Genomic DNA, 26,598 nt, shown 5'->3' on the forward strand with positions numbered 1-26,598 from the left:
CCGTGTGACGCCCCCTCCGCGTGCGGTCAGTCGGTGTCCTGGGGAGCTATGTTCTTGTTGAAGCGGAGCAGGTTCTCGGGGTCCCAGGCGGCCTTGACCGCACGCAGCCGCCGATGCTTCGCCTCGCTGCCGTGCACTCCCCGCCGCCACCGCTCACCCAGGTCGTCGGTGAGGTTGGCGTAGCCGTTGGTCAGGGAGTGCGGCCGCATCGCCTCGGTCAGGCCGGTCGCCCACGTGTCGTACCGTCCGTCGGACCCGGGGGCGTCCCACTTGCAGATGGCTTCCCACAGCCAGGCGGCCCCGGCGCGGGAGAAGGCCATGGCGTCCTCGTCGACGTCCTCGGAGATCGCGCCGCCCATGAACGAGAGGTTGACCGACCAGATGTCGCCGGGATCCGCCCGCACGCGGGACACATGCTCCAGCAGCACGTCGACGGCGTCGCCGGACAGGGACGGCAGGTACCCGCCCCGCAGGTTCATGCGCATGCCGTAGGGGGCTACGGCGTCGAGCATGCTGTTCGCCCGCACCCACGTGGTCTTCGTGACCAGGTCGGCCAGGGGCCGGCCGAGCGCGGCGAGCGGCTCGACGACCTCGTGGGCGGTGGCGCCCTCGCCGGAGTGGACCACGACGAGGATCAGCACGGGCTTGCCGTGCACCTCCGCGGGCAGCACCGGCAGGGGCGGGGCAGGAGCGATCGCGACGAGCAGTCCCAGCTCGCGCGGGGCCGCGGCCAGGTGCGCCGAGAGCTTGCGCAGGACCTCGGCGGCCTCGTCGTACGGGAAGATCAGCTGTCCCGCGACGACCTCGGGGCCCACCGGATGCGCGCGGTACTCGAACGAGGTGACGACGCCGAAGTTGCCGCCCCCGCCGCGCAGCGCCCAGAACAGCTCCGGGTTCTCGCTCGCGTCGGCGCGGACCTTGCGGCCGTCGACCGTGATCATGTCGCAGGCCAGCAAATTGTCGACGGTGGCGCCGAAACGGCGCATCAGGAAGCCGATGCCGCCGCCCAGCGTGAGTCCGGCGACACCGGTGCTGCTGACCGTCCCGGCGGGCACGGCGAGGCCGTGCCGCTGGGCGGCGGCGTCCATCTCGCCGAGCTTGACGCCTGGTTCGGCCCGCACCACCCGGGTCCTCGGGTCGACGGTGAGCGCCCGCATCGCCGAGAGGTCGACGACCAGTTCCCCACCCGGCATCGCATAGCCGTCGGAGCCGTGCCCACCGCCGCGCACGGCCACGGGCACGCTCCGGGCGGAGGCGTACCGCAGCACGGCCGTGACGTCCTCCTCGTCGGCGCACTGCGCGATCAGCGCGGGGCCCTCGTCGGCGGCACGGCCTTGGTACAGCGCGCGTGCCGTGTCGTAGCGGTCGTCGCCGGGCCGCAGCACGGCGCCGCGGAACGAGGCCGGGAATTCGGGGTGCGAAAGGTGCTCTGTCGGCACACTCATGGAGGGCTCCTGTTCGAACGATGGATCAGGGGAGGGGGGTTCATGGCCGACGGCTGCCGCCCTCGCCGAGGCGTGTGTCAGAGCACGCGGAGGATGTCTTCGACGCGGTCCTTGGCGTCGCCGAAGAGCATGGCCGAGTTCTCCCGGTAGAAGAGCGGGTTCTGGACGCCCGCGTAGCCGGAGGCCATGGAGCGCTTGAAGACGATGACGTGCTCCGCGTCCCAGACCTGGAGGACGGGCATGCCGGCGATGGGCGAGTCCGGGTCCTCGGTGGCGGCGGGGTTGACCGTGTCGTTGGCGCCGATGACGAGGACCACGGTGGTGCGGTCGAAGTCGTCGTTGATCTCGTCCATCTCCAGCACGATGTCGTAGGGGACCTTGGCCTCGGCGAGCAGGACGTTCATGTGACCGGGCAGGCGCCCGGCGACCGGATGGATGCCGAAGCGCACGTCGACGTCGCGGTCCCTGAGCTTGCGCGTCAGTTCGGCGACCCCGTACTGGGCCTGGGCCACGGCCATGCCGTAGCCGGGCGTGATGATCACCGAGTCGGCGGAGCCGAGGAGTTCGGCGACGCCCTCGGCGGTGATCTCGCGGTGCTCGCCGTAGTCCTTGTCGCCGGCCGGGCCGGCCTCGACGCCGAAACCACCGGCGATCACGGAGAGGAAGGACCGGTTCATCGCCCTGCACATGACGGCGGACAGGTAGGCACCCGACGAGCCGACCAGGGCACCGGTGATGATCAGCAGGTCGTTCTCCAGCAGGAACCCCGACGCCGCGGCCGCCCACCCGGAGTACGAGTTGAGCATCGACACCACGACCGGCATGTCACCGCCGCCGATCGAGGCGACCAGATGCCACCCCAGCGCCGCGGCGACGAGGGTGACGGCGATCAGCAGCCACAGGGCCGGGTCGATCACGAACCAGGTGGTCAGAACGGCGAACGCGACCAGGGCACCGAGGTTGAGCTGGTTCCTGCCGGGCAGCATCAGCGGCGACGACCTGATGCGCGCCGAGAGCTTGAGGAACGCCACGACCGAACCGGTGAAGGTGACCGCGCCGATGAAGACGCCGATGAACACCTCGGCGGAATGGATCCCGAGCAGCCGCTCGGCACGCAGCAGTTCGGCCTCGGCGCTGACCGCGCCGTTCAGGGTGACCTCGACGTGGAGATAGCCGTTCCAGCCCACCAGCACCGCGGCCAGACCCACGAACGAGTGCAGCAGGGCGATCAGTTCGGGCATCGCGGTCATCTCCACCACCCGTGCCCGCCACAGCCCGATCGCCCCGCCGACCGTCATGGTGCCGATCACCAGCGCCAGTCCGACGGCGGAGATGTCGCGGTGGACCGCCAGCGCGATCGTGGCGGCCATGGCCACCGTCATGCCACCGACCCCGAAGGCCTTGCCGGCCTGGGCGGACTCGTGCCGGGACAGCCCGGCCAGTGCCAGGATGAAGAGCAGGGCCGCGACGATGTAGGCGGCCGCCGCGGCCGTCTCGACGGTCATCAGATCCGACATGACGCCCCCTCAGCTTCTCGAGAACATGGAGAGCATCCGGCGGGTCACGGCGAAGCCGCCGACGATGTTGACCGAGGCCAGCAGGATGGCGAGCGCCGACAGGGCGGTGACCACCCCGCCGTTCGGGGTGCCGGTGTGCCCGATCTGCAGCAGGGCGCCGACCACGATGATTCCGGAGATCGCGTTGGTCACGCTCATCAGCGGCGTGTGCAGGGCGTGATGCACCTGACCGATCACGTAGTAGCCGATCACGATCGCCAGCGCGAACACCGTCAGGTGCCCGAGCAGCGCCGACGGGGACAGGGCCGCGCCCAGGAACAGCACCGCCGCGCCGCATCCGACCCCGGTGAACCGTCGCCGGGTCGACAACGGCGGCCGGGTGCGCGCGGTGTTCGGCTTCGCCCCCGAGGAGACGGGAGCGGCCGGTGCCGCGGCGGCGGAGACCTGGACCGGGGGCGGGGGCCAGGTCAGCTCGCCGTCCCGTACCACGGTCATCGACCGCTGCACCACGTCGTCGAAGTCCAGCACCAGCCGGCCGTCCTTGCCGGGGGTCATCAGCTTGACCAGGTTGACCAGGTTGGTGCCGTACAACTGGGAGGCCTGCGCGGGCAGCCGGCCAGGGAGGTCGGTGTAGCCGAGGATGGTCACACCGCCCGCCGTGACCACGGCCTGGTCCTTGACCGTGCCCTCGACGTTGCCGCCGGTCGAGGCGGCCATGTCCACGATGACACTGCCCGAGCGCATCGACGCCACCATCTCCGCGGTGATCAGCGTCGGTGCCGGACGGCCCGGGATCTGCGCGGTCGTGATCACGATGTCCATCTCCGCGATCCGCTCGCTGTACAGCCGCGCCGCACGGGCGTTGTAGTCCTGGGACATCTCCTTGGCGTAGCCCGTCGCCGACACCTGCGCCTCGCCCGTGTCGTCGGCCTCGACCGACAGGTACTCGCCCCCCAGTGACCTGACCTGGTCGGCCACCTCCGGCCGCGGGTCGGTCGCGTACACGACGGCACCCAGGCTTCCGGCCGCCCCGATCGCGGCCAGGCCCGCCACACCGGCACCGCACACCAGCACCTTGGCCGGCGGCACCTTGCCCGCGGCCGTCACCTGACCGGTGAAGAACCGGCCGAAGGTGTGCGCGGCCTCCACCACCGCCCGGTAGCCGGCGATGTTCGCCATCGAGGACAGCACGTCCAGCGACTGGGCCCGTGAGATGCGCGGCACGGCGTCCAGCGCCAGCGCGGTGATCGGCCGCTTCGCCAGTTCCTCCACCAACGCGGGGTCCAGCGCCGGACTCATGACGCCCATGACGGTCGCACCCGGCTTCAACTCGTCGAGCCGCTCGGGCGGCAGCGCGTTCACGCCGAGCACGACGTCCGCCGCGAGCGGGTCACCGACCCGCGCGCCCGCCTCGACGTAGGCCCCGTCCGGGAAGCTCGAGCGCACACCGGCACCCGGTTCCACCACGACTTCGTACCCCAGCCTCACCAGCTGGACCACCGTGGCGGGAGTCGCCGCGACGCGCGTCTCGCCACGATGGGTCTCGCTCACGATTCCTATCAACATGCGCACACTCCAGGTCGACGTTCCAGAGCACTTCGGGCAGGGCCCACGCACCGGCACAACCAGAAGCGCCGTCCAAGGCGACTGCGGGCACTGGACGGCGCTTGCCTGGGGCCTTGCGATCAGGCGACGGGCTTGCTCATCCCGCCGTCCACGCGCAGCACCTGACCGGTGACGTAGGAGGCGTCGTCCGACGCCAGGAACGCCGCCGCGGCACCGATCTCGGCGGGGTCGGCCCAGCGGTTGAGGCGGATCCCGAGCCCCTGGGCCATGCCGGCCCGGACCTCTTCGGCGGTCTTGCCCTGCTGCTTGCCCATCGCCTCGGTCTTGGTGAGCCAGCCCTCGGTCCGCGTCATCCCGGGGGAGATCGCGTTGACCCGGATGTTGTCGGCGGCCGCCTCGGTCGCCAGGTAACTCGTGAGCGCGACCACGCTCGCGTTCACGATGGCCGTCACACCCGCCTGCGGAATGAGCAGGTGGGCGGTGGCGCCGACGACGTTCACGATGCTGCCGCTGCCCGTCCGGCTCAGGTACGGCAGAGCGGCCCGGGCGACGCGGACGTACCCGATCAGCTTGGTGTCGAAGGCGGACGCGATGTTCTTCTCGTCGGCCTTGTCCAGGGGGGACGGCGTGAGCTGCGGTCCCGCGTTGTTCACGACGATGTCGAGGGCGCCGTGCCACGCGTGCACCTCGGCCAGCGCGTTGTTGACGGAGTCCGCGTCGGTGACGTCCGCGACGACGGGAAGCACGTCCTGCGCGCCGGCTCCGGCGGCGAGACGACCGGCGGCGGTCTTGACCGCGGCCTCGTCGCGGGCCGCGATCGCCACCTTGGCACCACGCTCCAGCAGTGCCTGTGCGATGGCGAAGCCCAGGCCTCGACTACCGCCGGTCACGAACGCCGTGCGGCCCTCCAAGTTCCAACCTGCAGCCATGTTCGGCTCCTCCAGTCAGTGATCCGTTCCTTGCTGCGGAGAGTCGAACGGAAGCGCCGAGGACACGGCAAGCGCGGTTAACGGCAGGTTCACACGCCGGCTGCCGGGCCACCTCCCACCTTCCCGGCGGCTAACGGAGTGCGACGCACACTGTGCCGTGCTCAGCCTGCTTTCGAGAGTGAGGGAGGGACGGGTGAGGACGACCCTGACGTGCCCTCCGGGGCAGGGGAGGCCACGGTGAGCCGGCCCGAGCGGGGCACGCGACCGGCGAGGTGCGCCGTCCCCTGGAGTGTGGCACTGCGCGGTGCCGTCCGGGGCGGGGCACTGCTCCAGACGATCGTGGCCGCCTCGTCGGTCGGTTCGGTGCTGTTCATGGTCAATCTGTACGCACAGGTCCGGCAGGGCCCGCTCACCTGGGCACTCGCCGCGCGCATCGTCCTGACCTTTTTCGTGCCCTGGCTCAACGCGACCCTGGGCCTCGCCCTGGGCCTGCGGAAAACCAACCCCGAAGCCGGGCAGGACTCGTAGAAAGGAACTCTCATGTCGCTGGTGCCGCTCCTGACGTCCGCGCAGTTCTCGGCGGACGACCAACCCGCTCTCGCAGGGGCCGTGAAGGCCTACGGCGAAGTGCTGAACACCTGGGCCGGCATCGGGAACAGTCCCGGACTGCTGGGCACCTACCTGCCCTTCCTGAGGCAGCTCAACGGCCCGGGCGCACTGGAGATCCGTGTGAAGGACCTGGTCGCCGTGCGCGTGGCCGTGCTCAACCACTGCCGCTACACGGCGAGTCACCGCTGCACGTCCGCGCTGGCTCAGGGGATCGAGGTCGACGAACTGGCGGCCGTCGCCGACGGGGAGCTCGAAGGCTTCACCGCTCGGGAGCGCCTGGCCCTCCTGCTGGCCGAGGAGATGACGGTCGCCCTGCCGGACGTCGCGGTGGCGGAAGTCCCGACCGGCGTGCCGGCGAGCCTCCGCGAGGAGGCGCAGCGGATGTTCAGCCCCGCGGCGCTGGTGGAGCTCGTCATGTGCATCAGCATGTGGAACGCCCTGTCGCGCTTCCACCGTGTCATGGACTTCGAACTGGACATGCCGAAGCCGCCGGCGGCGGTCGAGGCCCGGCTCTGAGACGTCCGGGGTCCGGCGCGGGGCGTCGCCGACGCCCCCGGTGACGGCGTCACTTCACGATTAACGCCGCACTAACAACTCATGGCTAGCCTCGGGGGAATCAGCTGAATTCCTTCCGATGCCTTGAGAGAAATTTCACCCACGAGACTCGCGGTGAATTCCGACGACAGCCTGTCGACCCGAATTCGACCGACGAATCACAGAACAATCCCTGCACGAAAGTGCCTGGGTCAAGTGGAGAAGGTGGCATTTGATGCGAACCGGCGACCAGTACTTGGAGTCTCTCAGGGACGGGCGCGTTGTCTGGGTCGGGGGGGAAAAGATCGACGACATCACGACCCACCCGCTGACCAGGGCGGCGGCCCAGCGCATCGCGAAGTTCTACGACCTGCACCACGAGCCCGAGATGCAGGACGTCATGACCTTCGTCGACGACGAGGGTATGCGTCGTTCGATGATGTGGTTCCGGCACACGGACTTCGAGGGACTGCGGCGCAAGCGCGAGTACCTGGAGACCATGATCCGGGAGCTCGACGGCGGCTCGATCGGTCGGACCCCGTGCGCGAACAACTACGGCCTCATCACCTACGAAGAGGACCCGCAGCCCTGGAGCGACCAGTCCGTGGGCACTGACGGGCGCGACCTGACCGTGGGTATCCGCAAGTTCCTGGAGCAGGTGAAGGAGGGGGACCTCAACTGCGCCTTCGCCTTCATCGACCCTCAGATCGACCGGTCCAGGACACACGCGGCCAAGGCCGCGCTGCGCATCGTGGAGACGCGCGAGGACGGCATCGTGGTCAATGGCGTCAAGGCCGTGAGCACCGGTACGCCGTTCGCCGACTACATCCACATCGGCGTCTTCTACCGCCCGGGAATCGAGGCCGAACAGGTCCTCTACGGCGTCTGCCCGGCGAACGCCCCGGGCGTCGCGATGGTCTCGCGCGAGGCGACGGTCACCGACGACCCCGCGAACCACCCGATCTCCTCGACCGGTGACGAGCTCGAATGCACCGTCATCTTCGACAACGTGTTCATCCCGTGGGAGCACGTCTTCCACATGGGCAACACCGAGCACGCCTCCCTGTATCCGCAGCGCATCTTCGACTGGCTGCACTACGAGGCGCTGATCCGGACGATGGTCCGGGCCGAGCTCATGGCCGGCCTCGCGATGCTGATCACCGAGCACCTCGGCACCTATCAGCTGCCGCCGGTCCAGGCGCGCCTGGCGCGTCTCATCGAGTTCTACACGACGATCCGCGCACACGTGATCGCGTCCGAGGCGGAGGGATTCATCTCGCCGTCGGGCCTCTACAAGCCGAACGTCCTGCTCTTCGACTTCGGCCGGTCCTACTACCTGGAGCGGTACCACGAGATGCGGCACGAGGTCATCGACCTCGCCGGACGTGCCTCGCTGCTGTTCCCCACCGAGGAGCAGTGGAACGACCCCGAGCTCCACAAGTGGCTCGCACCGCTGCAGGCCGGCGCGACCGGCGAGCCCTACGACCGCCTGCGCATCTCGCGCGTCATCCGTGACCTGTTCCTCACCGACTTCGGTGACCGGGTGAGCACCTTCGAGCAGTTCAACGGGACCCCGATGCTCGCCACCCGGATGCTCACGATGAAGCGCTCGGAGCTGTCGCCCTCCGGACCGATCACACAGCTGGCCCGCAAGGTCTGTGGCCTTCAGCCCGCCGACGCCCCCGAGGTCACGGCCTACACCGAGCAGGCCGAGTACGCCCGGCGCCTCGACGGCGCACGGGCCGAGGGCTCAGTGGTCCGCTGACCCGGCCACTGTGCGGAGGGTGGTTCGTGGCCGACGGCGGCCACGAACCACCCGTCCCCCGCGCCCCCCGGGCCGAGTCCCGACAGCCATCAGCATCAACCAGGGCGAGGGATGCCCGCGGGCACCCTCGCGCGTGGACGGAGAGGTCGACATGGCTTACTACATCTCGCGGGCGTCGGAGCGGAAGTTCTCCGACGTCGAAGGCGTCCCAGGCCTTCAGCAGGCACTCCTGGTCGGGCACGAGCACGGCGCGTCCCACCTGGAGGTGAGCCTGTACGAACTGGCTCCCGGAGCGACCACGGGCTGGACCCGCTGCCCGTTCGAGGAGTCGTTCTTCATCACCGGCGGATCCGGCGAGGCCGCCTATGCCGGACTGCGCTACGAGCTCGGCTCCGGGGACTACGGAGTGGCGCCGGTCGGCGTCGCCCACTCGCTGTCGGCCGGCGAGGAGGGACTGACGTGGATCGGGGTGCGCGCCCCGAAGCCGCCCACCTTCGACGGCGCCCGCAGCCGCATCGCCGCCAAGGCCTCGCCCGGAGAGAACCTGGGCCGTCCGTCCGAGACGGACCCCCGGCACCGCTACGTCGGCCACTTCGACGACTCCGACATGGCCCCCTACGCGCAGCTGTCGATGCCCGGCTACCACGGCCCCAACATCAAGAACATCAGTCTTCGGATGATGGTGGACCAACTTCTGGGGGCACAGCATCACACCGTCTTCGTGTGCGAGATCGCGCCGAAGTCCGGGCCGGGACGGGCGGCCAAGGTCCACTACCACCCGTTCGAGGAGATCTACTACTTCACTTCCGGCGGGATGCGAGGCACCCTGGACGGCAAGGACGAGGTGATCGAGACCGGTGACCTCGTGTGGGTGGGGACCGACGGCACCCATGGCTTCGTCAACGAACGTGCGGAACCAGCTCGTTGGGTCGAGGTGCAGTCGCCGATCCCGCCCACCTCCGATGCGTTCTTCTTCCCTGACGACTGGCGAAAGCTCCCGGAGGAGCACTGAGGATCGCGGAGGCGCGACGTTCGATGGGCGGCGACTCCACTCCTGGTCGGCCGAGCGGCTCCACCGCGCCGGGTCGACAGCATCGCGCGATCATCCGGCGGAAGCTGGCCGTTCCGGCGCCGGCCAAGGACATCGTCGAGCGCGACAGGCTCAGCCGGCGGCTGCGGACCCTGCTCGACCGGCACACCGTGGTGAATGTGTTCGCGACGGCCGGGGCCGGCAAGACCACGGCGGTGGCACTCGCCGTCCGTGACCTCGACAGGCCGGTCGCCTGGCTGTCGCTCGACGGTACCGAGCAGGCGGCGGGCCGCCTGCTCGTCTACCTCGAAGCGGCCGTCGAGGGTGCCGTACCGAGCGCGGCCGATGTGGCCTCCGACGCCCTCAGCAGCAGTCTCCACATCGGTGAGGCGGCCGGACTGCTGGCCGAGAGCCTTCAGGGAAGCCGGCTCATCCTCGTGTGCGACAACGTGGAACGCGTCGCCCCGGACGAGACCTGTACGGCGGTGCTGTCCTCGTTCGCCCGTTATCTGCCGTCCGGCGTGAACCTCGTGCTGATCTCGCGCGTCGACGTCCGGCTCGACCCGGGTTCGACGAGCGAGCGTGACCGGGTCGGTGAGCTGGTCGAGAGCGACCTCTCCTTCGACGCCCAGGAAGCCGCCGAGGCGCTGCGCAACATCGGTCGCGCCGACGTGCACCCGGCGCAGGCGGTGGCGGCGACGGGAGGCTGGGTCACCGGGGTCCTGTTCGAGGGCTGGCGTCATGGACGCTCCCGCCAGCCCGATCCCGAGATGCTGCGGTCCTATGTCGCGGCGAACGTCTTCAACTCGCTCACCCAGGCGGAGAGGACGTTCCTCCTCCATACGAGTCTGCTGGCCGAGGTGTCGGCCGAGGGCGCCCGGGCGCTGGGCCAGGAGAACGCGGCGCAGCTCATGGCGGGCCTGCGCGCCCGGCACCTGCCGGTGACGTGGTCCTCGGACGGTTCCCGTATGACGCCGCACCCCGTGTTCCGCGACTTTCTCGTCGAGACCCTGGGCCGGGAGGACGTGAGGACGCGCGACGCGGTTCGCCGCAGGCATGCCGACGTCCTGATCGCCGGGGGCGCGCACGAGGAGGCGGTCGACGAGTTGCTCCGGCTCGGGGACCTGGAGGCGGCCGGGAGACTGGCCGCCGTGGCCCTCCCCGACCTGGTGGCGCGGATGGACTTCGCGCCGGCGGCACGGTGGCTGGACGCGCTCGGAGCCTCGGTGCGGACGCCGACCCCGGAGATCGGCTCTGTCATCCTGCGTGTCGCCTTCGCGCTCGAACAGTGTGATCGCGGAGTGGAGCTCGTCGACCGCCACGGATACGACTGGCTTCCGGAGCCGGGGTCCCCCGACTTCGAGGAGGCGCACGTCCTGGCCTGCTGGTGCCTGTGGCACCGTGGGCGGCTGGAGGAGGCGCGCTCGCTGGCGGACCGGCTGCCACCGGGCCGCAACCAGCGCATCGCCCAGACCCTGATCGCGCTGGCCACGGGCGAGGAACCGCCACCCTTCCCGGAGTACTCGACCACGCCGTCCGGGCCGCTCGACGGTCTGCTGATGCGGCTGGCCTTCCTGCGCGGCCGCCTCGAAGGGCTCGACGAACCGGGGTCGTTCGATCCCTGGCGCACGATACTCGGCGGTCCGTGGGTCGTCGCCGCGCTGCGCGTCACCGGGCGACTCGACGCCGCGATGTCGATGTTCGAGCCGCGCCGTGCCTCCTCGCAGCCGGTCTGGCTGCACGCCGTCGACGCCGTCGACCTGATGCTCGACCTCGGCCGTGGGGAGGAGGCCTGCGCGTCCATCGCGCGAGGAAGGGACCTCATCGCGGCCACCGGCTCGACCGTGTACAAGAACCTGAGCCTGGTCGGCGAGGCCAAGCTGTGGCTGCGCCTCGGGGGTGACACCAGGCGCGCCGACCGTGTGCTGGCGGAGGCGGCCGCGTGCGGCGCGTCGGAGTACCGCCTCACCCGGGACATGTGGCAGTTGTGGTCGGGCCTGTCGATGCTCCTGCAGAACCGGGACGCCGAGGGCCACGAGCACCTCGCGGCATGTCTGCGGAGCATGCGCGACGGAGACCGGCACCTCGAACTCCCCACGGCCGCCGTGTACCTGGCCGAGGCGCAGTGGCGGCTGGGCATGGAGAACGAGTCCGACGCCACCGCCGACCTCGCGATGGACTCCGCCTCGACGCACGGCACCCAGCACCTGCTGCTGACGGCGCTCTCGGACGTGCCGCAGGTCGCGGCGAGGGCCGCGGACACCAGGTCGAGCCGCATGTCGCCCTGGCACGAGATCCTCGCCGCCCTCTCCGGCCAGCATCCGATACGCGTCAACGTGAGCAGGCCCCGGCTGGTGCTGGAGGAGTTCGGCGAGCCCGTCCTCACGGTCGACGGACACGTGACCCAGCCCCGGCTGACCAAGAGCCTGGAACTCCTCAGCTACCTGCTCTGGGCACCCGATCGCAGGGCGACGCGCGAGGAACTGCTCGGGGCGCTCTTCGGGGGCCGTAACGACGCCGCCGGCCGCAGCTATCTGCGGCAGGCGCTCTATCGGCTGCGCGAGGCGCTGCCCGAAGGCCTCGGCCCGGCGCAGGACGGCGACGTCTTCCACCTGGTCGGCCCCGCCCTCGCCACGGGGTCGGCGCAACGGGCGGTCGATCTCGTCGCCCAGGCGGCGCGACAGGACGGCGAGATCCGGCTGCGGACGCTCTCGCGCGCCCTCGACAGCGCCGAGCGGGGTCCCTACCTGGCGACGATCTCCGGTGAGTGGGTCGCCGAGCGCCGGCTGGTGCTGGGGGAGACCTTCCTGGCGGCCCGCATCGACACGGCCAAGCTCGCCTACCGCATGAACCGCTACCGCGAGGCCAGGGGACTGGTCGACGCCGTGCTGCGCGAAGACCCGTACCGCGAGCAGGCATGGCAGCTCGCCATCAGGCTCGCGCACGCCAGCGGCACCGACGACGGCGTGCTGGCGCTCTACCAGCGCTACGTCGCGCGGATGCGGGACCTCGGAGTGCCACCGTCGGACGAGGTCCGACGCCTCGTCATGCAGCTCCGCCGCTGACGCCCCCCGATTTCGCATCGGTAAACGGGGCGTCGGCCACACTCGGGCCATCGGCTCACAGGCAACGCTCAGCCATCTCGTTAACGGCAACGGAGGGCATCATGGGTGCATCCACCGCGCAGGACATGCGCGACACCTTTCGCGGAGCGATGGCGCGGTTCACGACCGGCGTCACGATCGTGACCACCGAAACTCCGCAAGGGCCGGCGGGAATGACCGCCAGTGCCGTCGCCTCGGTCTCGCTGGACCCGCTCATGCTGCTGGTGTGCGTGGGCAACACCCTCGCGACGAGGGACGCGATCTCCGACTCCGGGGTCTTCGCGGTGAGCGTCCTCGCCCAGGGCCAGGAGCGCCACGCCCTGCGGTTCGCGAGCCGGTGCGACGACAAGTTCGCCGGTGTCGGGCTGCGAAGCGACCACGATCTGCCCGTCGTCGAGGGCGCGGTCGCCCACTTCGCCTGCCGTGTGCGGGAGGAGTTCGCCGGGGGCGACCACACCATCTTCGTCGGTGAGGTCCTCAGCTGCGGCTACGCCGTCGACACCGACCCCCTCGTGTACTTCGGTGGGAAGTTCGGCAGCCTCTGCGACCTCGGTTCCCACGCGCAGCTCGCCTTCGACTGGCAGCTCGCCGCGTCGATGTAGCGCCGCCTCGCCGCCGTCACCAATCCCTTTGCGCATGCCGCGCACCGCATCCCCAGGAGATGAACGTGGACGTATCCGTGCTGGGTCTCGGTCAGATGGGATCCGCGATCGCCGGACGACTCATCGGCGCGGGCCACAAGGTCGGCGTCTGGAACCGGTCGAAGGGCAAGGCCGACGAGCTGTTGGAGAAGGGCGCCTTCGAACTGGACTCTCCCCGCGAGGCCTGGGACCGGTCGGACGTCTGCATCACGATGCTCGCCGACTCCCGGGCCCTGGCCGACGTCGCACTCGCACCCCACGGAGGGCTCGTGCACGCCGCGGCGGCCCGGGGGAAGACGCTCATCGACATGAGCACGGTCTCGGCGGAGGTCTCCGCCCACGTGGCCGCCGCGGCCGCCGCCGGCGGCGTCGGGTACCTGCGCGCTCCGGTGAGCGGAAACCCGGGAGTCGTGAAGGCCGGGAACCTCACGATCATCGCCTCCGGCGACGAGGACGTCTTCACGTCCGTCGACTCCCTCCTGCGCGACATCGGCCCCCACCTGTTCCACGTCGGCGAGGGGGAGGCCGCCCGCGTCATCAAGCTGGCCCTCAACCTCATGGTCGCCGGGACGGCCGAACTGCTCGCCGAGTGCGTCGCACTGGCGGAGGCCCATGCCGTACGACGGGACAAGCTGCTGGAGGTCGTCGGCGCGTCGGCGATCGCGTCGCCGCTGGTGAAGTACAAGATCGGGCCCCTCCTGGCGGACGACTACACCCCGACGTTCAGCTCGCGGCTCATGCGCAAGGACCTGGACCTCGCCCTCGACGCGGCAGCGGCCGGCGGAGTCCCGCTGCCGGTGACCGGTGTCGTGCAGCAGTTGCTCCAGGCGTGCATGTCGACCGGCCTGGGCGAGCTGGACTTCATGGCCCTGCTGGTCCGGCTGCAGCGCGAGGCCGGTCAGACCGCGCACGCCTGACAGGCCCGGCCGCCGGCCCGCCCCGGGCCGGCGGCTGCCTCGCGCACGCGGTGAGCAGGGGGCGAAGGAGCGGGCGGTGGGACGGTGACGGTACGGACGTACGAGCTCACCGAGGGCCGTCACCAGCACGTACGCGAACGCGACGGCCCCGCGCGAGGCGGCCTGCCGGGCGGGCGCCGCGACCCTCCGATTTGCCCACGGGGCACACGGGGGCGAACCTGCTGTCAGAGGCGGGCCACGAACAGCCTCACCTGTCTCGACCACCGATGACGCCGATCCGGAAGGCACAACGGTGACACAGCGGACGACACCCACGCGCGAAGCCTGGCCGCGGCTCCCGGTGGCCGACTGGGCCGACACCCGCGACACCCTGCACATGTGGACCCAGATCGTCGGCAAGGTGCGTCTGGCGCACGCACCGCTGATCAACCACTGGTGGCAGGTCACGCTGTACGTGAGCCCCCGAGGACTGACCACGTCCGCCGTCCCGTACGGGTCCGGGGCCTTCGACATCGAGTTCGACTTCGTCGACCACCGGCTGTGCATCCGCAGCAGCGAGGGCGCCGTGCGCACGGTGGCACTGGCACCCAAGCCGGTGGCCCAGTTCTACGACGAGACGATGGGCGCGCTCGACGAGCTCGGGATCCAGGTGCCGATCCAGGACCAGCCCAACGAGGTCGAGCATGCGATCCCGTTCTCCGAGGACCACCACCACTCGTCCTACGACGCCGACGCGGCGCACCTCTTCTGGCGTCAACTGCTGCAGGCGCAGCGGGTCATGGGCGCCTTCCGCGCACGGTTCGCCGGCAAGGTCAGTCCGGTGCACTACTTCTGGGGAGCCATGGACCTGGCCTGCACGAGGTTCTCCGGCCGCGGCGCCCCGCAGCACCCGGGCGGCGCACCCAACTGCGGTGACTGGGTCATGGTGGAGGGCTACTCCCGCGAGCTGAGCAGCTGCGGTTTCTGGCCCGGCGGCGGGCGGGAGGGCGCCTTCTACGCCTACGCCTACCCGGAGCCCGACGGCTTCGCCGACCACCCGGTCACCCCGGCAGAGGCCTTCTACAGCAGGGAGAACGGCCAGTTCCTGTTGCCGTACGAGGACGTGCGCACCGCGAGCGACCCGGACGCCGCGCTCCTCGGATTCCTTCAGACCACCTACGAGGCGGCGGCGGAACGCGGACGGTGGGACCGCTCCGCGCTCGAATGCGACCCTGAGCGCTGGCAACACTTCCAGTGACGCCGCAAAAACCCCCGGTACGCGTGCTGATGAGATGGCTCACAGAAAAAGTGTGGCCCGCGGGGGCAACTGTCTGAGTTCATGCCCTTTGTTCGTACGATGTGGCAGCTGTTCCGTAAGGAGCGCGCCAAGCGGTCCGCGGCCTTGGTCGGGCGGGTCGTACGATCTCGTGGGCGTCGCGCCGCGTGAGTACTCCGCCGGCGCGACCCCGCTCCACTTTCCCGCAGTCCGACCAGGGGTTTCTTCGTGAACTTTCGCTGTGTCCTCGCGACCGCCGTCGCCGCTGCCGTGACCACCCCGGTGGTCGTCCTCGCCGCCACGCCCGCCGTGGCCGACGACGGGCCGGCCGCGCAGACGCAGCGGGCGCAGCGGACCGTCGAGGAACTCGAGCAGGCGGTCGCCGTCGCGCAGAAGGAGTACGACGCGGCCGTCGTCGCGGCGGACAATGCCGTCAAGTTCCTCACCGAGGACATGCAGGCGGACACCTACCCCGCCAAGGCCGCGATGATCGAGGCCGACAGCGCCGCGGCAGCCGCCGCCCAGGTCGAGGCCACCGCCGACCAGGCCGTCGTGGACGCCCAGGCCGTGCTGGACGCCGCGAGCACCGACGAGGACAGGGCCGCGGCGCGGGCGGCGCTGGACGAGGCCGAGAAGGCGGCGCAGGAGGCCGCAGCGGCCAAGACGGCCGCCGACACCAGGGCCACCGAGGCGCGCACCGCCTACGACGACGCCCGTGTCGCCCAGGCCCGGAAGATCTATCTCCTCCAGAAGGCCAGGGACGAAGCCGGAGCGAAGCTGGACGCCGCGAAGAAGGCGCTGGCGGACGCCGAGGCCGAGCAGGGCGAAGAGTGCGTCGCCGAGCCCCGGCTCACGGCGGTCGTGGCGGGGCTGCCGGACAAGGTCGTGGGCGGCAGCACGGCGCACTTCACCCTCCGCGTCACCAACGGCACCGACAGGACGATGGACGAGGTGTTCCCGTACGCCGCCGTCCACGCCTTCGACGCCAAGGGCATCAAGCCGCTCGACTCCCACCTCGACCTGGAGTGGTCGACCGCCGCCAACCCCACGTGGCGTGACACCGACGCGACGGAGGGGCTGTCGGTCGGCACCCTCAAGGCCAGGGCCTCGGTCGACGTGAAGCTGCGGCTGAAGGTCGACGCCGGTGTTCCGGCGGGCCAGGGCGCCGCGTTCGTCTCGGCCGACTACGTCAACGAGGACGAGTCCTGCGGCGGGTTCCCGGGCGTCGACGACCACGAGTTCCGGATCCTGCCCAAGGGCAGCGACCCGGGCAAGGCCGACGACGCGGACGGCAAGCCCGGCGACACCCACGACACCACCCCGCAGGGCGGCGCCTCCACCACCCCGGTGAGCGGGTCCGGCGGAAGCGGCGGCAACGGCTCGCTCGCCGCGACGGGTTCCCACGACGCGCTCGCGCAGGTCGCCCTCGCCGCCGGTGCGGCGCTGGTGCTCGGCGCCGGCACGACGGTCGTCGCCCGCCGCCGCGGGGCCGGCTCCGACGCCTGACTCCCAGGAAGCGCCGCCCCGCATGCGGCCGTCTCGCGCACGCCGGAGAATGGGCGTGGCGGAAGGCGGGAGGCGGCCATGGGGCGGCTCGACGGCAGGACCGCGGTGGTGACCGGCGCGACCAGCGGGATCGGGCGCGCCGCCGCCGTGCGCCTCGCCGCGGAGGGTGCCCATGTGTTCGTCACCGGCCGCCGCGAGCCCGAGCTGCGGGACCTCGTGGCGGAGATCGGTGAGGCGCGCGCGACCGGGGTGGTCGGCGACGTCGCCGTGCCGGCCGACCTGGATCGCCTCTACGGCGTCGTGAGCGAGCGGCGTCGTCGTCTCGACGTGCTGTTCGCCAATGCCGGGGGCGGTGAGGTCAAGCGTCTGGAGGACGTGACCGAGCGGCATGTCGACTTCACGTTCGGTGTGAACGTGAAGGGGCTGCTGTTCACCGTGCAGAAGGCGCTGCCCCTGCTGAACGACGGTGCCTCGGTGATCCTCACCGGCTCCACGGCGGGCAGCGGCGGAAACGAGGGCTTCGGTGTCTACAGCGCGTCGAAGGCCGCGGTGCGCTCCCTGTCCCGCACCTGGGCCAATGAACTCAAGGCGCGGAACATCCGCGTGAACACCCTGAGCCCGGGCCCGGTCGACACCCCGGGTCTCACCGGGCTCGCCCCGGACGCGGAGCGGGCGCGGGCCCTGAAGGACGCGCTGGTGGCCGGGGTGCCGCTCGGACGGATGGGGCGGACGGAGGAGGTCGCGGACGTGGTGGTCTTCCTCGCCTCCGACCAGAGCTCCTTCGTCACCGGCATCGAACTGTTCGTGGACGGCGGTCAGATGCAGGTCTGACGACCGCACCGGGCGTCCGACCCCCTCGGGCCCGTGGCCGGCAGGCCCCGGGCCCGAGGGCACCCCCGGCTACCGGTACCGGATGTGCAGATGGTTGTCGTGGTTCGGGTAGCTCGTCGTCAGGCCCTCCGAGATGAGCTGCGGGTCGTTGAAGAAGATCAGCTCGACATGGCCGGGGGCCTTGGCCCGGATCTCCTGGACGAGCTGCCGGGTGGCCGCGCGGTCGTACGTCGACGACTGCCAGGTGATGCGTCCGGCGGTGCACTGTCCCGAGTCCGTACGGATCGGCCACACGTCGATGTCCATGCCGACCTCATGGCTGGCGTGGCCGGGGATGTCCCCGCCGTGCTCGAACCCCGCGTCACCGACCGGGAGTCGGCCGTTGCCGGTGCCGGCGAACGCGGCGGCCGCGGCTTCGAGCTGGCCTACGGCACCCGCGGTCGCCCAGTGGGCGCCGGCGTTGCCGTCCGGGCTCTGTGCGCACATCGTGCCCGGACCGAAGTCGATGTTCTCGTAGTGCCAGAGCAGGTTCTTCCACGTGGTCGGTCCGACCACGCCGTCCACGCCGATGCCCGCGTGGGACTGGAAGGTGCGCACCGCCGTCTGGGTGGCGGGCCCGAAGGCTCCGTCCGTCGCGAGTCCGGCCCCCCGCTTGGCGTTGAGCAGGGACTGGACCGCCTTCACGGCCGGCCCGTCGTCGCCCTGCCGCACGGTGACGGCCAGCGCGCCCCAGGTGGCGGCCCCGACGATGCCGTCCGCCGCCAGGCCCTTGGACTGCTGGAAGCCGACGACGGCGCTGCGCGTGCCGGAGCCGAAGACGCCGTCCGCGGCCACCGTCCGGCCGTGCGCGGTCAGCAGGTGCTGAAGCGCGACGACATCGGTGCCCCGGCTGCCGTTGCTCGTCAGCGGGAACGCGGCCTGGGGGAAGGCCTGCGCGGGGACGCCCGCTCCGAGGAGCAGGCCTGCCACCGCGGCGAACAGCGCGATGATGCGTCCGAGTTGTCTCATGACCCCTGTGTCACCTTCCTGACTGGAGTGCGCCCCAGGTGCCGGGGCCGACGATGCCGTCGACGCCCAGTCCCCGCGAGGACTGGTAGTCGCGTACGGCCTGTGCGGTGCCCGAGCCGAAGATGCCGTCGATGCCGACGGTCCGGCCGAGCGCGGCGGTCAGGGCGCGCTGCAGACGGGAGACGGCCTCGCCCGTCGAGCCGTTCTGGACGGTCGGGGTGGATCCCCGGGACAGCAGCGCGGTCCAGGTCCTCGGCCCGACCACGCCGTCGGCCGTGAGCCCCTTGGCGGCCTGGAATCCGGCGACGGCGGAGGCGGTGTCGGGTCCGAAGATCCCGTCCGGGGTGCCCGGGTCGTGACCGGCGGCCTGGAGCAGGCACTGGGCGGCCTTGACCAGGTCTCCGGTCGAACCGCTGCGGACGGTCGGGTACGCGGTGAAGTCGAGGTTCGCTCCCGTGCAGCCCGGCTGGGGCGGGGTGCCGCTGCCCACGTCCAGGTAGTCGCGGTCGATGTTGATCGAGTAGCCGCCGTAGGACTCGGTGACCTCGCCCGCGTACTGGTGGATGCGCTGGTGGCCGGACCAGTAGGTGGACGGCACGTAGGAGCCGGTGTTGGTGTCGGCGGCGCCGTTCCACCACGCGTAGAAGATGTGGTCGACGCGCGTGTAGGCGCCGTTGTTGTACTCGCTCGCCGCGTCCCTGATGCCGGAGGCGGCGCTGGAGTAGAAGCCCGACAGGTAGCCGCTGCTGTGCAGCCGCTCGGTCCAGCCGGACAGGTACGACAGCACGGCCGCCTTGCACGAGGCCGTCGAGGTGTACGCCTCGATGTCGCTGTAGAGGGCGCTGCCCGCCGGGATGCCGAGGCCGGCCGCGGCGGAGACGGCGCCCGCGGCGGCGGTGACGCCCTGGGACTTTGCCGTGGCCGGGTCGGAGGACATCCGCAGCGAGTAGCTGGTGCACGGCGCCTGCCGGCCGACGTCGATGGGGATCAGACGCCAGCCGTTGCCGGTCTGGTTGGTCACCCAGCTCGCGGTGAGGTTCGGCTGGGCGCAGCCGCGGAAGGAGCCGCTGATGTAGACGCCGACCGCGCTGTAGGGCGAACTGGACTGCCAGGCGTTCATGGCGGCCTGCGAGGGTGCCGTGCAGGCATCGAAGCCCTTGCCGAGGTACGAGCCCGGCTGTGGGCCGGCGGCGGCCAGGGGAGCGGCGTCGGACCGCCCGCCCGCGCGCGGCAGTTCGGTGCGCTCGGCACCCGCGGTGAGCTCGGCCGAGCCGAGGACGTCACGCACCAGGCTCTCGGTGGCGGGGGTGTGGGCGGCGGTGACGAGGACTCCGGCGTCCTCGACGGCGACCTGGATGGTGCCGTTGCTGGAGGCGGCGGCCGGGGCGGTGGCCTTGCCCCGTGAGGTCCGCGCGGTGGCGGCCGTCGACTGGCCGGCGGAGCGGGCGGTGATGGGCTGGACGACGATGCCCGCCGTCCGGCCGACGACCCGGGCGGGGCAGTCGTTCTGCTCGGCGGGCTCGCCCACGTAGACGGCGGGCCTGTCGAAGCGGAGGCAGGCGCGGGGGTTCTCGGTCAGGTCGACCACCTGCCAGTCGGCGGGCACCTCGATGCGGTAGCCCTGGTAGGTGACGGTCTGCGGGGTGTCGGGCGGGGAGTCGGCGAGGGCGGGGCCGGGGACCGAGAACGCTCCGACACCGGCGAGCAGCGCCAGTACGGCCGTTCCGGCGCGGACCCGCCAGAGCTTGCGGGACGACATCAGGGCACTCCAACTCGGTGCGGGGGAGAGTGGGGGAGTACGGCACGGGCGGGCCCGTGCCGTGCCGGGACGAGTGGAGTGCGTCCCGGCACGGCGGCCGGCTCGGTGCCGGGTCGGGCGGTGCGTCGTGATGCGCCCCTCAGATGCCGCAACTGGGCGCGGACCAGGAGCGGCTGGTGCGTCCGTCCAGGTGGGTGTGGTCGTCGTGACCGGGGTAGCCGGGGCCGAAGATGCCGCCGAAGCCGTGGTAGCGGCCGCGCTGCGCGAGCTGGCAGAAGGACGGGTTGCCGACCACGTCGGCGGCGTCGCCGTACAGGTGCCGGCTGTTGGCGGCACCGCCCACCGCGTTGTTGCAGGCGTGCGAACGGAAGCCGCTGGTCACGACGATCGGGACGTCACCCATCGCGCGCCGCATGGCCTCCAGCTTCCACATCGTGCGCAGCCCGTTGGACTTGGCCGTCGCCGCGCTGACCGCTCCGCCGGACCAGTCGGAGTTGCACTTGTTCAGCTCGGCGTAGGTGAAGTGGATCGGCGTGCAGTCCGGGTCCTGGAGGGCGTAGATCTTGCTGAAGGTCTGGGAACCCGCTACCCCGTCCGCCCCCAGCCCGTACGCCTGCTGGAACTTGACGACCGCGGCCTTGGTGCGGGGCCCGAAGTTGCCGTCGACGGACAGGATCTCGCCGAAGTCGACATGTCCGGCCACCCGGATCTGCAACTGGGTGACGTCGGCGCCCGTCATGCCCTCCGACAGGGTGCGATTCCAGGTGTAGCACTCGTCGGCCTGGGCCGGGCCGGCCGTGACCAGCATGCCACCCGTGAGGGCAGCCATGGTCATGACAACCGAGAGAAGCAGTCGGACCGTACGTCTCAGCATCGTGCCTCCGTCTGAGTCCTGATGAGCCACAGGGAACTGAGCCCCGAGTCTGGCGCCGGGAGCCCGGGCGTGTCCACACTGTCACCAGCTGCCACAGGACCAGACCTTCGGCACAACTCGACGACGTCCAGGGGCTGTTGTGCCCTCCGGGCAAGGGTCCTCGGGTCAAGGGGCGCCGCCACCTCCGCCCCTTGGGGCGCGGGCCTTGCGCGCCGCTAGCCGAGCACCGCGAAAGCGGCGGTGGCGATCAGCGCGGAGCTGAGCACGGTCATGCCGGTCAGCCGTCGCGCGAGCCGGTCGTCCCAGTGCTCCCCGTCGCCGGAGAGCCGGCGCAGGGCCGGGGTGAGGGCCCGGCCCGCGCCGAAGCCGGCTCCCGCGGCCAGCGCGGGCGCGGCGGAGCCACCGGACAGCAGCACCGCGACCGCGATCGCGTACGGCGCGCTCGCCGAGACGTAGGTACGCACACCCGTACCGAGTTCGAAGCCGAACTGCAGGGCCCCGCGCGCCAGATGACGGCGCAGCACGTCCTGCGGTATCTGCCGGGCGTTCTGCGGCAGCCGGAGCCGCAGCCGGCCCGCGTCGCGCAGCGCGGCCAGCACGGCGGCGGTCACGACCAGTCCCTGCCGCACGCCGGCCGGCAGCGGGGTGAACAGGCCGGACAGCAGCCACAGCACACCGGCCGTCAGCACCCCGCCGGTGAGCAGCCCGAGGGTGAACACGCCGAGGACGACTGCCTGGCGGTACGTCGCTCGCCAACCTGGCGAGGCCAGCGCGAACGCGCTGTTACGCGTTCAAACGGAGCCGGACAGCGAGTAGCCGGCCAGCCCGCCGGTGATCGCCCAGGTCAGCAAGGGGGCGTGCAGGACCGCGGCGACGGCCGCGATCCCCAGGACCGCGACGGGCACGGCGGGGTCGGTGAGCCACACCCGTACGGCGGCGACGCCGTGCGGCCGGGCCGCGCGAGCGCCCGTCCCGCTCATCTAGACCGTTCCTCTCATCTAGACCGTCCCGGTCAGCGTGCGCCAGGTGTTCTGGCCGACCACGCCGTCGGCACTCAGGCCGTGCAGGGACTGGAAGGCGACGACGGCCTGCCGGGTGAGCGTGCCGAAGTTGCCGTCGACGTTCAGCGCGTACCCGTGCTTGTTGAGCTGCCGCTGGGCGCCCCGGACGGCGTCGTTGACGTCACCCTGACGCACGGTGGCGACGAGCAGGGGCCAGGTGGCCGGGCCGACGCTGCCCGTGGGGCTCAGCCCGTTCGCCGTCTGGAACTCCTCCACCCGGGCCTCGGTGTCCGGCCCGAACACGCCGTCCACGCCGGTCGGGTGGCCCCGGAAGGTGAGCAGGTGCTGGACGGCGTGAACGTCGGGTCCGGTGGCGCCGCGACTCGTGGTGGGCCAGTTGACGGAGCCGGGGCAGCCGCACTCGGTGGTCCAGCGGCAGATGGACTTCACCCAGCCGGAGCCGGTGTTGCGGTACCCGTCGTGGCAGCGCCGCTCGATGCCGCAGCCGCAGTTGCCGCAGGCCGCGCTGTACGCCCACAGCCAGCCGTCGTAGGTTCCGGCGTAGCACTGGTTGGGCCGCAGCGTCCAGGTCACGCCGTCCGACCGGTGGAAGCCGGTGTTCGTCCCCGACGTCACGCAGGCGTCGGCGTAGACGGTGCTGGGCCCGCAGCCCGGCGAGCAGTTGTGGTCCGCCGCGTAGCTCGGGCACGCCCCCGTCCAGATGTCGTAGCCGTCGGCGTACGCCTGCCGGGCGGCGGAGAACACCCCGAGCGCGGCGAAGCCCACGGCGGTGGCCGCCTGCAGGACCGTGCGCCGGCGCGGCGCGAAGGACGGCACGTCCGCGCGCCAGGCCCGGGAACGGCCGGCGCTCGCCGACCGGCGCAGTGTGGGTACGTCGTCCAGGGACGTCATGGCAGGCTCCTCGGCGTCGCGGGGTGGAGGTCGTCGAGCAGTCGCAGCAGGGCGGTGGCCGAACCGAGCGGCTCCGCACGCGTGACGCGGCCCGCCGTGTCCACGGCCACCGCGTACGGGGTCGCGGGGATGTCGTACGCCGTGAACAGCTCCGGGCGGTCGCCCAGGACCGTGACGGCGTTCCCGGCGTCGCCCGGCACGGGGCCCGCGTACAGTCCGAGCACCTGGGGGGCCGCGTCGCCCTGGTGCACGGTCCAGGCGCGGGCCTCGGCGAGCACCTCGCCGCACGTGCCGCAGTCCGCGTCGAGGAACAGCAGCAGCGAGGCGCGGTCCGTCCGCAGCAGGCCGTCGAGACCCGGGGCGGTGAGCCCGGGCGCCGCCGCGCCGGGCGCGAGCCCGGTGCGCCCGGGAAGGTGCGGCTGTGCGCGCGACAGTTGGTGCACCTGTCTGACCAGACCCGAGACGACCAGCGCGAGCAGCGCGATCGCCGCCCACGAGACGATCACCGCGCTGGTGGTGAAGTCCATCGCGTCGACACTCCTTCGGCAGTTCGGTGCACGGTGGCTTCGGTCGGCGGGTGAGCGGGGCTGGTGTCCCTCCGGGGCGCGAGGGCCGCGGTCGTCCCGAGCGGGGTGGTCGTGTCCAGGCCGTGTGCGGAGATCGTGCCCGGCGGGTGTGTGGTGGTCGTTGTCGGCCCGTGTGTGGTGGTCGTGTCGGGCCGGTGTGTGGTGGTCGTTGTCAGCTTGTGAGTGGTGGTCGTGTCGGGCCGGTGTGTAGTGGTCGTTGTCGGCCCGTGAGTGGTCGTCGTCGTCGGCCCGTGAGCCGTGGTCGTCGTCGGCCCGTGTGTGGTCGTCGTCGGCCCGTGAGCCGTGGTCGTGTCCGGCCGGTGTGCTGCGGGCGTGCCCAGCTGGTGTGCTGTGGGCGTCGTCGACCCATCCGCGGTGGGCCGGTCGGGCCGGTGTGCGGCGGTCATGGTCGCTGGGTGCGTGCTGGTCCCGGCCCGGCCCTGTGCGGCGGGCTCGTGCATCGCGGCCGGCAGGGACCACAGCAGGACGGTGCAGGCGAGGGCGGCGAGCAGGAGCGTGACCAGCTCCGCCGCCGACAGCCGCAGCGGCCCTGCCCCCGCGAGCACCGCGCCGGCCGTCGCGAGACAGGCGAGGGCGGCGGCCCGCCGCGTCACCCAGCGGCTCAGGGGCACGTCCCGGCGTGAACAACCGCACGGGCCCCCACGGCCGAGGGCGAGAACGTGCCGGGTGTAGCCGGCGTAGACCCCGAAGAGCGCGGCCGCCGCGGCGAGCACGGCCTGCAGTGCCCGTACCTGCCCCCCGAGCAGCGCGGCCGCGCCGGCCGCCCCGAGGACGCCCTCCGCGAGCGGCAGGGCGACGGAGGCGGCCCGCCGAAGCCGCGCCCCCAGCACCCCGTGGACCCGCAGCGCCTCGCCCAGGGCAGCAGGACCGGCGGCATGGGAGCCGGCGCCCACGAGAAGGGTCAGCGTCACGATCATGGCGGTCAGCCCGCCCCAGAAGGAGGTCACCGCCGGATCACCCGGTGCGCCGCAACGCGAGCCGCCCGACGAGCTCGGGCACCCGCTCGACGGAGGTCGACGCCAACGGCACCACGGTGGCCCAGAGTTCGCTGGAGGCGATCACGAAGAACGGGCTGCCGTCCGAGAGCGTGTCGCGGAACAGCTCACCGGAGGCCACCGACACCCCTTTCCAGGGCGGAAGCTGGGCGGTGTGCTCCTTCGTCCGCCGGGACAGCTCCAGCAGCCCGAGGCCGGGCACTTCCTTGATCACCGTCGCGGGCCGCGCGAAGGCACTTCCCGCCGACGGATCGGGCCCGAGGCTCAGTCCGTGCTCGTTCTCGGTGATGCGCACCGACCTGAGCAGCCCGAGCACTTCGGCCGTGCCGAGGCCGTAGAGCCGGGTCACGAGCGAGTGGCGCTCCCCGCGCCACACGACGAGCGACGGGCGCTCCACGAGCCCGGAGCGCGCTTCCCGCTCGACCGACTCATGGATGCGCAACGTGCCCTTCTGGAAGGTGAGTTCGGAGTCGGGCGCGCCGATGCCGAGCGAGTCGGCGACGTCGGCTCCCAACGCGGCGGGCCCCGCGGTGAACTCGACCAGCCGGCCGCCGGCCACCACCTCGACGGCGGAGGTGCAGGGCGCCCGGAGGTCGAGTTCGCCCTCCAGACGATATGTCGCGCCGTCGAGGGCGCGGTGAGTGACGAACGGTGCGACCATGTTCATCCTCCCGGGGGTGCGGGCCTGAGCGACGCCGCGACCGCAGAGGAAACTAGGCAAGAGACATGAACCTGTCAATCTCTTCCGTCAGGTCGTAGGGAAAGGTCGACGGGGCAACAGGACAGGGAGCCGCCGTACGACAAGGAGCGTCCATGGGAACCGCCGTCCACGTCCCGCAGACCAGGGACATGATCGGGGAGGAGCTCTCGGGAGACGAGGCCTTCGCCGCCCTGCGCCACTACGGAGGGCTGCGGCTGCTGACCGACTCCTTCGCGCGCTTCCGCTACGCGGACGGCTTCACCAACGCGCGGGCCCTCGCCTTCCAGGTGGTGCTCGGGCTGGTCCCCTGCGTCGTGGCGCTCGTCGGGCTGGCCACCTCGGTGCACACCGAGGCCCTGGGCCGGATCATCGAGCTCACGCTCGGCCGGATCGTGCCGGGTGCGAGCGCCGCGATCGTCGAGGACGCCTTCGAAGGGACGCGGCGCACCGCGCACGGCGACGTCTGGAGCACGCTCGCCCTGTGGCTCGGCCTGGGTTTCGCGCTGCTGAACCTCGCCTCGGCCATGGGCCAGATCGAGCGCGGCGCCAACCGCATCTACGGCATCGAACGGGACCGCCCCTTCCCGCGCAAGTACGGGCGGGGCATCGTCCTCGCGCTGGCCGCCGGTCTGCCGCTGGTCCTGGGGTTCGTCGCCCTCGTCGCCGGCGAGGCCGTGGGCGATGCGGTCGCGGACACCGCCGGCTGGGAGGACGGCGGGCCCCAGTGGTGGGGCGTGCTCGACATCCCCGTCGGGCTCGCGCTGGCCTGGGTGGCCTCGGCCGTGATCTTCCGCTGGTCGCCCCGCCGGGACCAGCCCGGTTACACCTGGCTGGCCTTCGGCTCGGCGGTTCACCTCCTGCTGTGGGTCGCCGCCACCTGGCTGCTCGCGCTGTACGTCGAGGAGAGCGGCGCCTTCGGCGCGGTGTACGGGCCGCTCACCGCCTTCATCGCGCTGCTGCTGTGGGCCAACCTCACCGCGATCGCGCTCTTTCTCGGCATCGCGTTCGCGGCCCAGCTGGAGGCGGCCCGCGCCGGCATCGTGTCCCCGGTCCGGCCGGATCCCGGCCCGGGTGCGTGAAGCGCACGGCGCCCGCCGACGACAGGCGAGGCCG

General features: G+C 71.6%; 24 protein-coding genes. 11 read left to right on the forward strand and 13 right to left on the reverse strand.

The window, feature by feature from the left end; genetic code table 11:
* Nucleotides 1–26: 26 nt before the first annotated feature.
* The 4 genes from ACZ7LV_RS02550 to ACZ7LV_RS02565 all read right to left on the reverse strand — a co-directional run bounded on the left by ACZ7LV_RS02550 (nucleotide 27) and on the right by ACZ7LV_RS02565 (nucleotide 5,457).
* On the reverse strand, nucleotides 27–1,445 hold the full coding sequence (locus tag ACZ7LV_RS02550) for an FAD-binding oxidoreductase (protein WP_471934947.1): 1,419 nt from the start codon (nucleotides 1,443–1,445) through the stop codon (nucleotides 27–29).
* Between the two features lie 77 nt (nucleotides 1,446–1,522).
* Nucleotides 1,523–2,950, reverse strand: coding sequence for a Re/Si-specific NAD(P)(+) transhydrogenase subunit beta (gene pntB / locus ACZ7LV_RS02555; protein WP_471936075.1), 1,428 nt, complete (start codon nucleotides 2,948–2,950; stop codon nucleotides 1,523–1,525).
* A gap of 21 nt (nucleotides 2,951–2,971) precedes the next feature.
* Nucleotides 2,972–4,528 carry a Re/Si-specific NAD(P)(+) transhydrogenase subunit alpha gene (locus ACZ7LV_RS02560; RefSeq protein ID WP_471934948.1) on the reverse strand — a complete coding sequence of 519 codons (1,557 nt, stop codon included), beginning with the start codon at nucleotides 4,526–4,528 and terminating at the stop codon, nucleotides 2,972–2,974.
* Nucleotides 4,529–4,647: 119 nt separating this feature from the next.
* On the reverse strand, nucleotides 4,648–5,457 hold the full coding sequence (locus ACZ7LV_RS02565; RefSeq protein ID WP_471934949.1) for an SDR family NAD(P)-dependent oxidoreductase: 810 nt from the start codon (nucleotides 5,455–5,457) through the stop codon (nucleotides 4,648–4,650).
* Between the two features lie 291 nt (nucleotides 5,458–5,748).
* Here ACZ7LV_RS02565 and ACZ7LV_RS02570 point away from each other — a divergent pair, with 291 nt between their 5' ends.
* The 10 genes from ACZ7LV_RS02570 (at nucleotide 5,749) to ACZ7LV_RS02615 (ending at nucleotide 17,649) form a co-directional block, all read left to right on the forward strand.
* Nucleotides 5,749–5,985, forward strand: coding sequence for a hypothetical protein (locus ACZ7LV_RS02570; RefSeq protein ID WP_471934950.1), 237 nt, complete (start codon nucleotides 5,749–5,751; stop codon nucleotides 5,983–5,985).
* A gap of 12 nt (nucleotides 5,986–5,997) precedes the next feature.
* The gene (locus ACZ7LV_RS02575; protein WP_471934951.1) at nucleotides 5,998–6,582 is read left to right on the forward strand and encodes a carboxymuconolactone decarboxylase family protein; all 585 of its coding nucleotides are present in this window, start codon (nucleotides 5,998–6,000) and stop codon (nucleotides 6,580–6,582) included.
* A 253-nt stretch (nucleotides 6,583–6,835) separates the two neighbouring features.
* On the forward strand, nucleotides 6,836–8,365 hold the full coding sequence (locus tag ACZ7LV_RS02580; protein WP_471934952.1) for a 4-hydroxyphenylacetate 3-hydroxylase N-terminal domain-containing protein: 1,530 nt from the start codon (nucleotides 6,836–6,838) through the stop codon (nucleotides 8,363–8,365).
* A gap of 151 nt (nucleotides 8,366–8,516) precedes the next feature.
* Entirely contained in the window at nucleotides 8,517–9,377 is an 861-nt protein-coding gene (locus tag ACZ7LV_RS02585; protein ID WP_471934953.1) for a cupin domain-containing protein, read from the forward strand.
* 23 nt (nucleotides 9,378–9,400) lie between these two features.
* Nucleotides 9,401–12,460, forward strand: a complete 3,060-nt coding sequence (locus ACZ7LV_RS02590) for a winged helix-turn-helix domain-containing protein (RefSeq protein WP_471934954.1) — start codon at nucleotides 9,401–9,403, stop codon at nucleotides 12,458–12,460.
* 101 nt (nucleotides 12,461–12,561) lie between these two features.
* On the forward strand, nucleotides 12,562–13,101 hold the full coding sequence (locus ACZ7LV_RS02595; RefSeq protein ID WP_471934955.1) for a flavin reductase family protein: 540 nt from the start codon (nucleotides 12,562–12,564) through the stop codon (nucleotides 13,099–13,101).
* A gap of 65 nt (nucleotides 13,102–13,166) precedes the next feature.
* Nucleotides 13,167–14,057: an NAD(P)-dependent oxidoreductase gene (locus ACZ7LV_RS02600; protein ID WP_471934956.1), complete on the forward strand. Its 891-nt coding sequence runs from the start codon at nucleotides 13,167–13,169 to the stop codon at nucleotides 14,055–14,057.
* Between the two features lie 292 nt (nucleotides 14,058–14,349).
* Nucleotides 14,350–15,294, forward strand: coding sequence for a DUF5996 family protein (locus tag ACZ7LV_RS02605; protein WP_471934958.1), 945 nt, complete (start codon nucleotides 14,350–14,352; stop codon nucleotides 15,292–15,294).
* Nucleotides 15,295–15,540: 246 nt separating this feature from the next.
* Nucleotides 15,541–16,818, forward strand: coding sequence for a peptidase (locus ACZ7LV_RS02610; RefSeq protein WP_471934959.1), 1,278 nt, complete (start codon nucleotides 15,541–15,543; stop codon nucleotides 16,816–16,818).
* 78 nt (nucleotides 16,819–16,896) lie between these two features.
* Nucleotides 16,897–17,649 (forward strand): SDR family NAD(P)-dependent oxidoreductase, encoded by a 753-nt coding sequence (locus ACZ7LV_RS02615; protein WP_471934961.1) that lies wholly within the window; start codon nucleotides 16,897–16,899, stop codon nucleotides 17,647–17,649.
* 69 nt (nucleotides 17,650–17,718) lie between these two features.
* Here ACZ7LV_RS02615 and ACZ7LV_RS02620 read toward each other — a convergent pair whose 3' ends face one another.
* The 9 genes from ACZ7LV_RS02620 to ACZ7LV_RS02660 form a co-directional block, all read right to left on the reverse strand.
* A complete protein-coding gene (locus ACZ7LV_RS02620; protein ID WP_471934962.1) occupies nucleotides 17,719–18,657 on the reverse strand; it encodes a peptidoglycan-binding domain-containing protein in 939 nt (312 codons plus the stop codon).
* A gap of 10 nt (nucleotides 18,658–18,667) precedes the next feature.
* Complete coding sequence (locus ACZ7LV_RS02625; RefSeq protein WP_471934964.1) at nucleotides 18,668–20,416, reverse strand: glycoside hydrolase domain-containing protein; 1,749 nt, start codon at nucleotides 20,414–20,416, stop codon at nucleotides 18,668–18,670.
* A gap of 139 nt (nucleotides 20,417–20,555) precedes the next feature.
* Nucleotides 20,556–21,290, reverse strand: coding sequence for a D-Ala-D-Ala carboxypeptidase family metallohydrolase (locus ACZ7LV_RS02630; protein ID WP_471934965.1), 735 nt, complete (start codon nucleotides 21,288–21,290; stop codon nucleotides 20,556–20,558).
* A gap of 215 nt (nucleotides 21,291–21,505) precedes the next feature.
* Nucleotides 21,506–22,009, reverse strand: coding sequence for a hypothetical protein (locus tag ACZ7LV_RS02635; RefSeq protein WP_471934967.1), 504 nt, complete (start codon nucleotides 22,007–22,009; stop codon nucleotides 21,506–21,508).
* Between the two features lie 72 nt (nucleotides 22,010–22,081).
* Entirely contained in the window at nucleotides 22,082–22,270 is a 189-nt protein-coding gene (locus tag ACZ7LV_RS02640) for a hypothetical protein (RefSeq protein ID WP_471934968.1), read from the reverse strand.
* A gap of 18 nt (nucleotides 22,271–22,288) precedes the next feature.
* Nucleotides 22,289–23,203, reverse strand: a complete 915-nt coding sequence (locus ACZ7LV_RS02645; protein WP_471934970.1) for a peptidoglycan-binding domain-containing protein — start codon at nucleotides 23,201–23,203, stop codon at nucleotides 22,289–22,291.
* Nucleotides 23,200–23,730, reverse strand: coding sequence for a hypothetical protein (locus ACZ7LV_RS02650; RefSeq protein ID WP_471934971.1), 531 nt, complete (start codon nucleotides 23,728–23,730; stop codon nucleotides 23,200–23,202). Before ACZ7LV_RS02650 ends, ACZ7LV_RS02645 begins: the two co-directional genes overlap by 4 nt.
* On the reverse strand, nucleotides 23,706–24,737 hold the full coding sequence (locus ACZ7LV_RS02655; RefSeq protein ID WP_471934973.1) for a MauE/DoxX family redox-associated membrane protein: 1,032 nt from the start codon (nucleotides 24,735–24,737) through the stop codon (nucleotides 23,706–23,708). The genes ACZ7LV_RS02650 and ACZ7LV_RS02655 overlap by 25 nt, the downstream gene beginning before the upstream one ends.
* A gap of 7 nt (nucleotides 24,738–24,744) precedes the next feature.
* The gene (locus tag ACZ7LV_RS02660; protein ID WP_471934975.1) at nucleotides 24,745–25,446 is read right to left on the reverse strand and encodes a hypothetical protein; all 702 of its coding nucleotides are present in this window, start codon (nucleotides 25,444–25,446) and stop codon (nucleotides 24,745–24,747) included.
* A 152-nt stretch (nucleotides 25,447–25,598) separates the two neighbouring features.
* Here ACZ7LV_RS02660 and ACZ7LV_RS02665 point away from each other — a divergent pair, with 152 nt between their 5' ends.
* A complete protein-coding gene (locus ACZ7LV_RS02665) occupies nucleotides 25,599–26,564 on the forward strand; it encodes a YihY/virulence factor BrkB family protein (protein ID WP_471934976.1) in 966 nt (321 codons plus the stop codon).
* Nucleotides 26,565–26,598: the final 34 nt, after the last annotated feature.

It is taken from the genome of Streptomyces sp. NPDC107562 (assembly GCF_055657325.1).

Excerpts from the sequence above, each read along its gene's own strand:
- ACZ7LV_RS02595 (WP_471934955.1), top strand. The coding sequence starts at position 12,562 with ATGGGTGCATCCACCGCGCAGGACATGCGCGACACCTTTCGCGGAGCG.
- ACZ7LV_RS02650 (WP_471934971.1), bottom strand. The coding sequence starts at position 23,730 with ATGGACTTCACCACCAGCGCGGTGATCGTCTCGTGGGCGGCGATCGCG.
- ACZ7LV_RS02645 (WP_471934970.1), bottom strand. The coding sequence starts at position 23,203 with ATGACGTCCCTGGACGACGTACCCACACTGCGCCGGTCGGCGAGCGCC.
- ACZ7LV_RS02575 (WP_471934951.1), top strand. The coding sequence starts at position 5,998 with ATGTCGCTGGTGCCGCTCCTGACGTCCGCGCAGTTCTCGGCGGACGAC.
- ACZ7LV_RS02665 (WP_471934976.1), top strand. The coding sequence starts at position 25,599 with ATGGGAACCGCCGTCCACGTCCCGCAGACCAGGGACATGATCGGGGAG.
- ACZ7LV_RS02660 (WP_471934975.1), bottom strand. The coding sequence starts at position 25,446 with ATGGTCGCACCGTTCGTCACTCACCGCGCCCTCGACGGCGCGACATAT.
- ACZ7LV_RS02565 (WP_471934949.1), bottom strand. The coding sequence starts at position 5,457 with ATGGCTGCAGGTTGGAACTTGGAGGGCCGCACGGCGTTCGTGACCGGC.
- ACZ7LV_RS02550 (WP_471934947.1), bottom strand. The coding sequence starts at position 1,445 with ATGAGTGTGCCGACAGAGCACCTTTCGCACCCCGAATTCCCGGCCTCG.
- ACZ7LV_RS02580 (WP_471934952.1), top strand. The coding sequence starts at position 6,836 with ATGCGAACCGGCGACCAGTACTTGGAGTCTCTCAGGGACGGGCGCGTT.
- ACZ7LV_RS02560 (WP_471934948.1), bottom strand. The coding sequence starts at position 4,528 with ATGTTGATAGGAATCGTGAGCGAGACCCATCGTGGCGAGACGCGCGTC.
- ACZ7LV_RS02590 (WP_471934954.1), top strand. The coding sequence starts at position 9,401 with ATGGGCGGCGACTCCACTCCTGGTCGGCCGAGCGGCTCCACCGCGCCG.
- ACZ7LV_RS02630 (WP_471934965.1), bottom strand. The coding sequence starts at position 21,290 with ATGCTGAGACGTACGGTCCGACTGCTTCTCTCGGTTGTCATGACCATG.
- ACZ7LV_RS02640 (WP_471934968.1), bottom strand. The coding sequence starts at position 22,270 with ATGAGCGGGACGGGCGCTCGCGCGGCCCGGCCGCACGGCGTCGCCGCC.
- ACZ7LV_RS02620 (WP_471934962.1), bottom strand. The coding sequence starts at position 18,657 with ATGAGACAACTCGGACGCATCATCGCGCTGTTCGCCGCGGTGGCAGGC.
- ACZ7LV_RS02585 (WP_471934953.1), top strand. The coding sequence starts at position 8,517 with ATGGCTTACTACATCTCGCGGGCGTCGGAGCGGAAGTTCTCCGACGTC.
- ACZ7LV_RS02625 (WP_471934964.1), bottom strand. The coding sequence starts at position 20,416 with ATGTCGTCCCGCAAGCTCTGGCGGGTCCGCGCCGGAACGGCCGTACTG.
- ACZ7LV_RS02615 (WP_471934961.1), top strand. The coding sequence starts at position 16,897 with ATGGGGCGGCTCGACGGCAGGACCGCGGTGGTGACCGGCGCGACCAGC.
- pntB (WP_471936075.1), bottom strand. The coding sequence starts at position 2,950 with ATGACCGTCGAGACGGCCGCGGCGGCCGCCTACATCGTCGCGGCCCTG.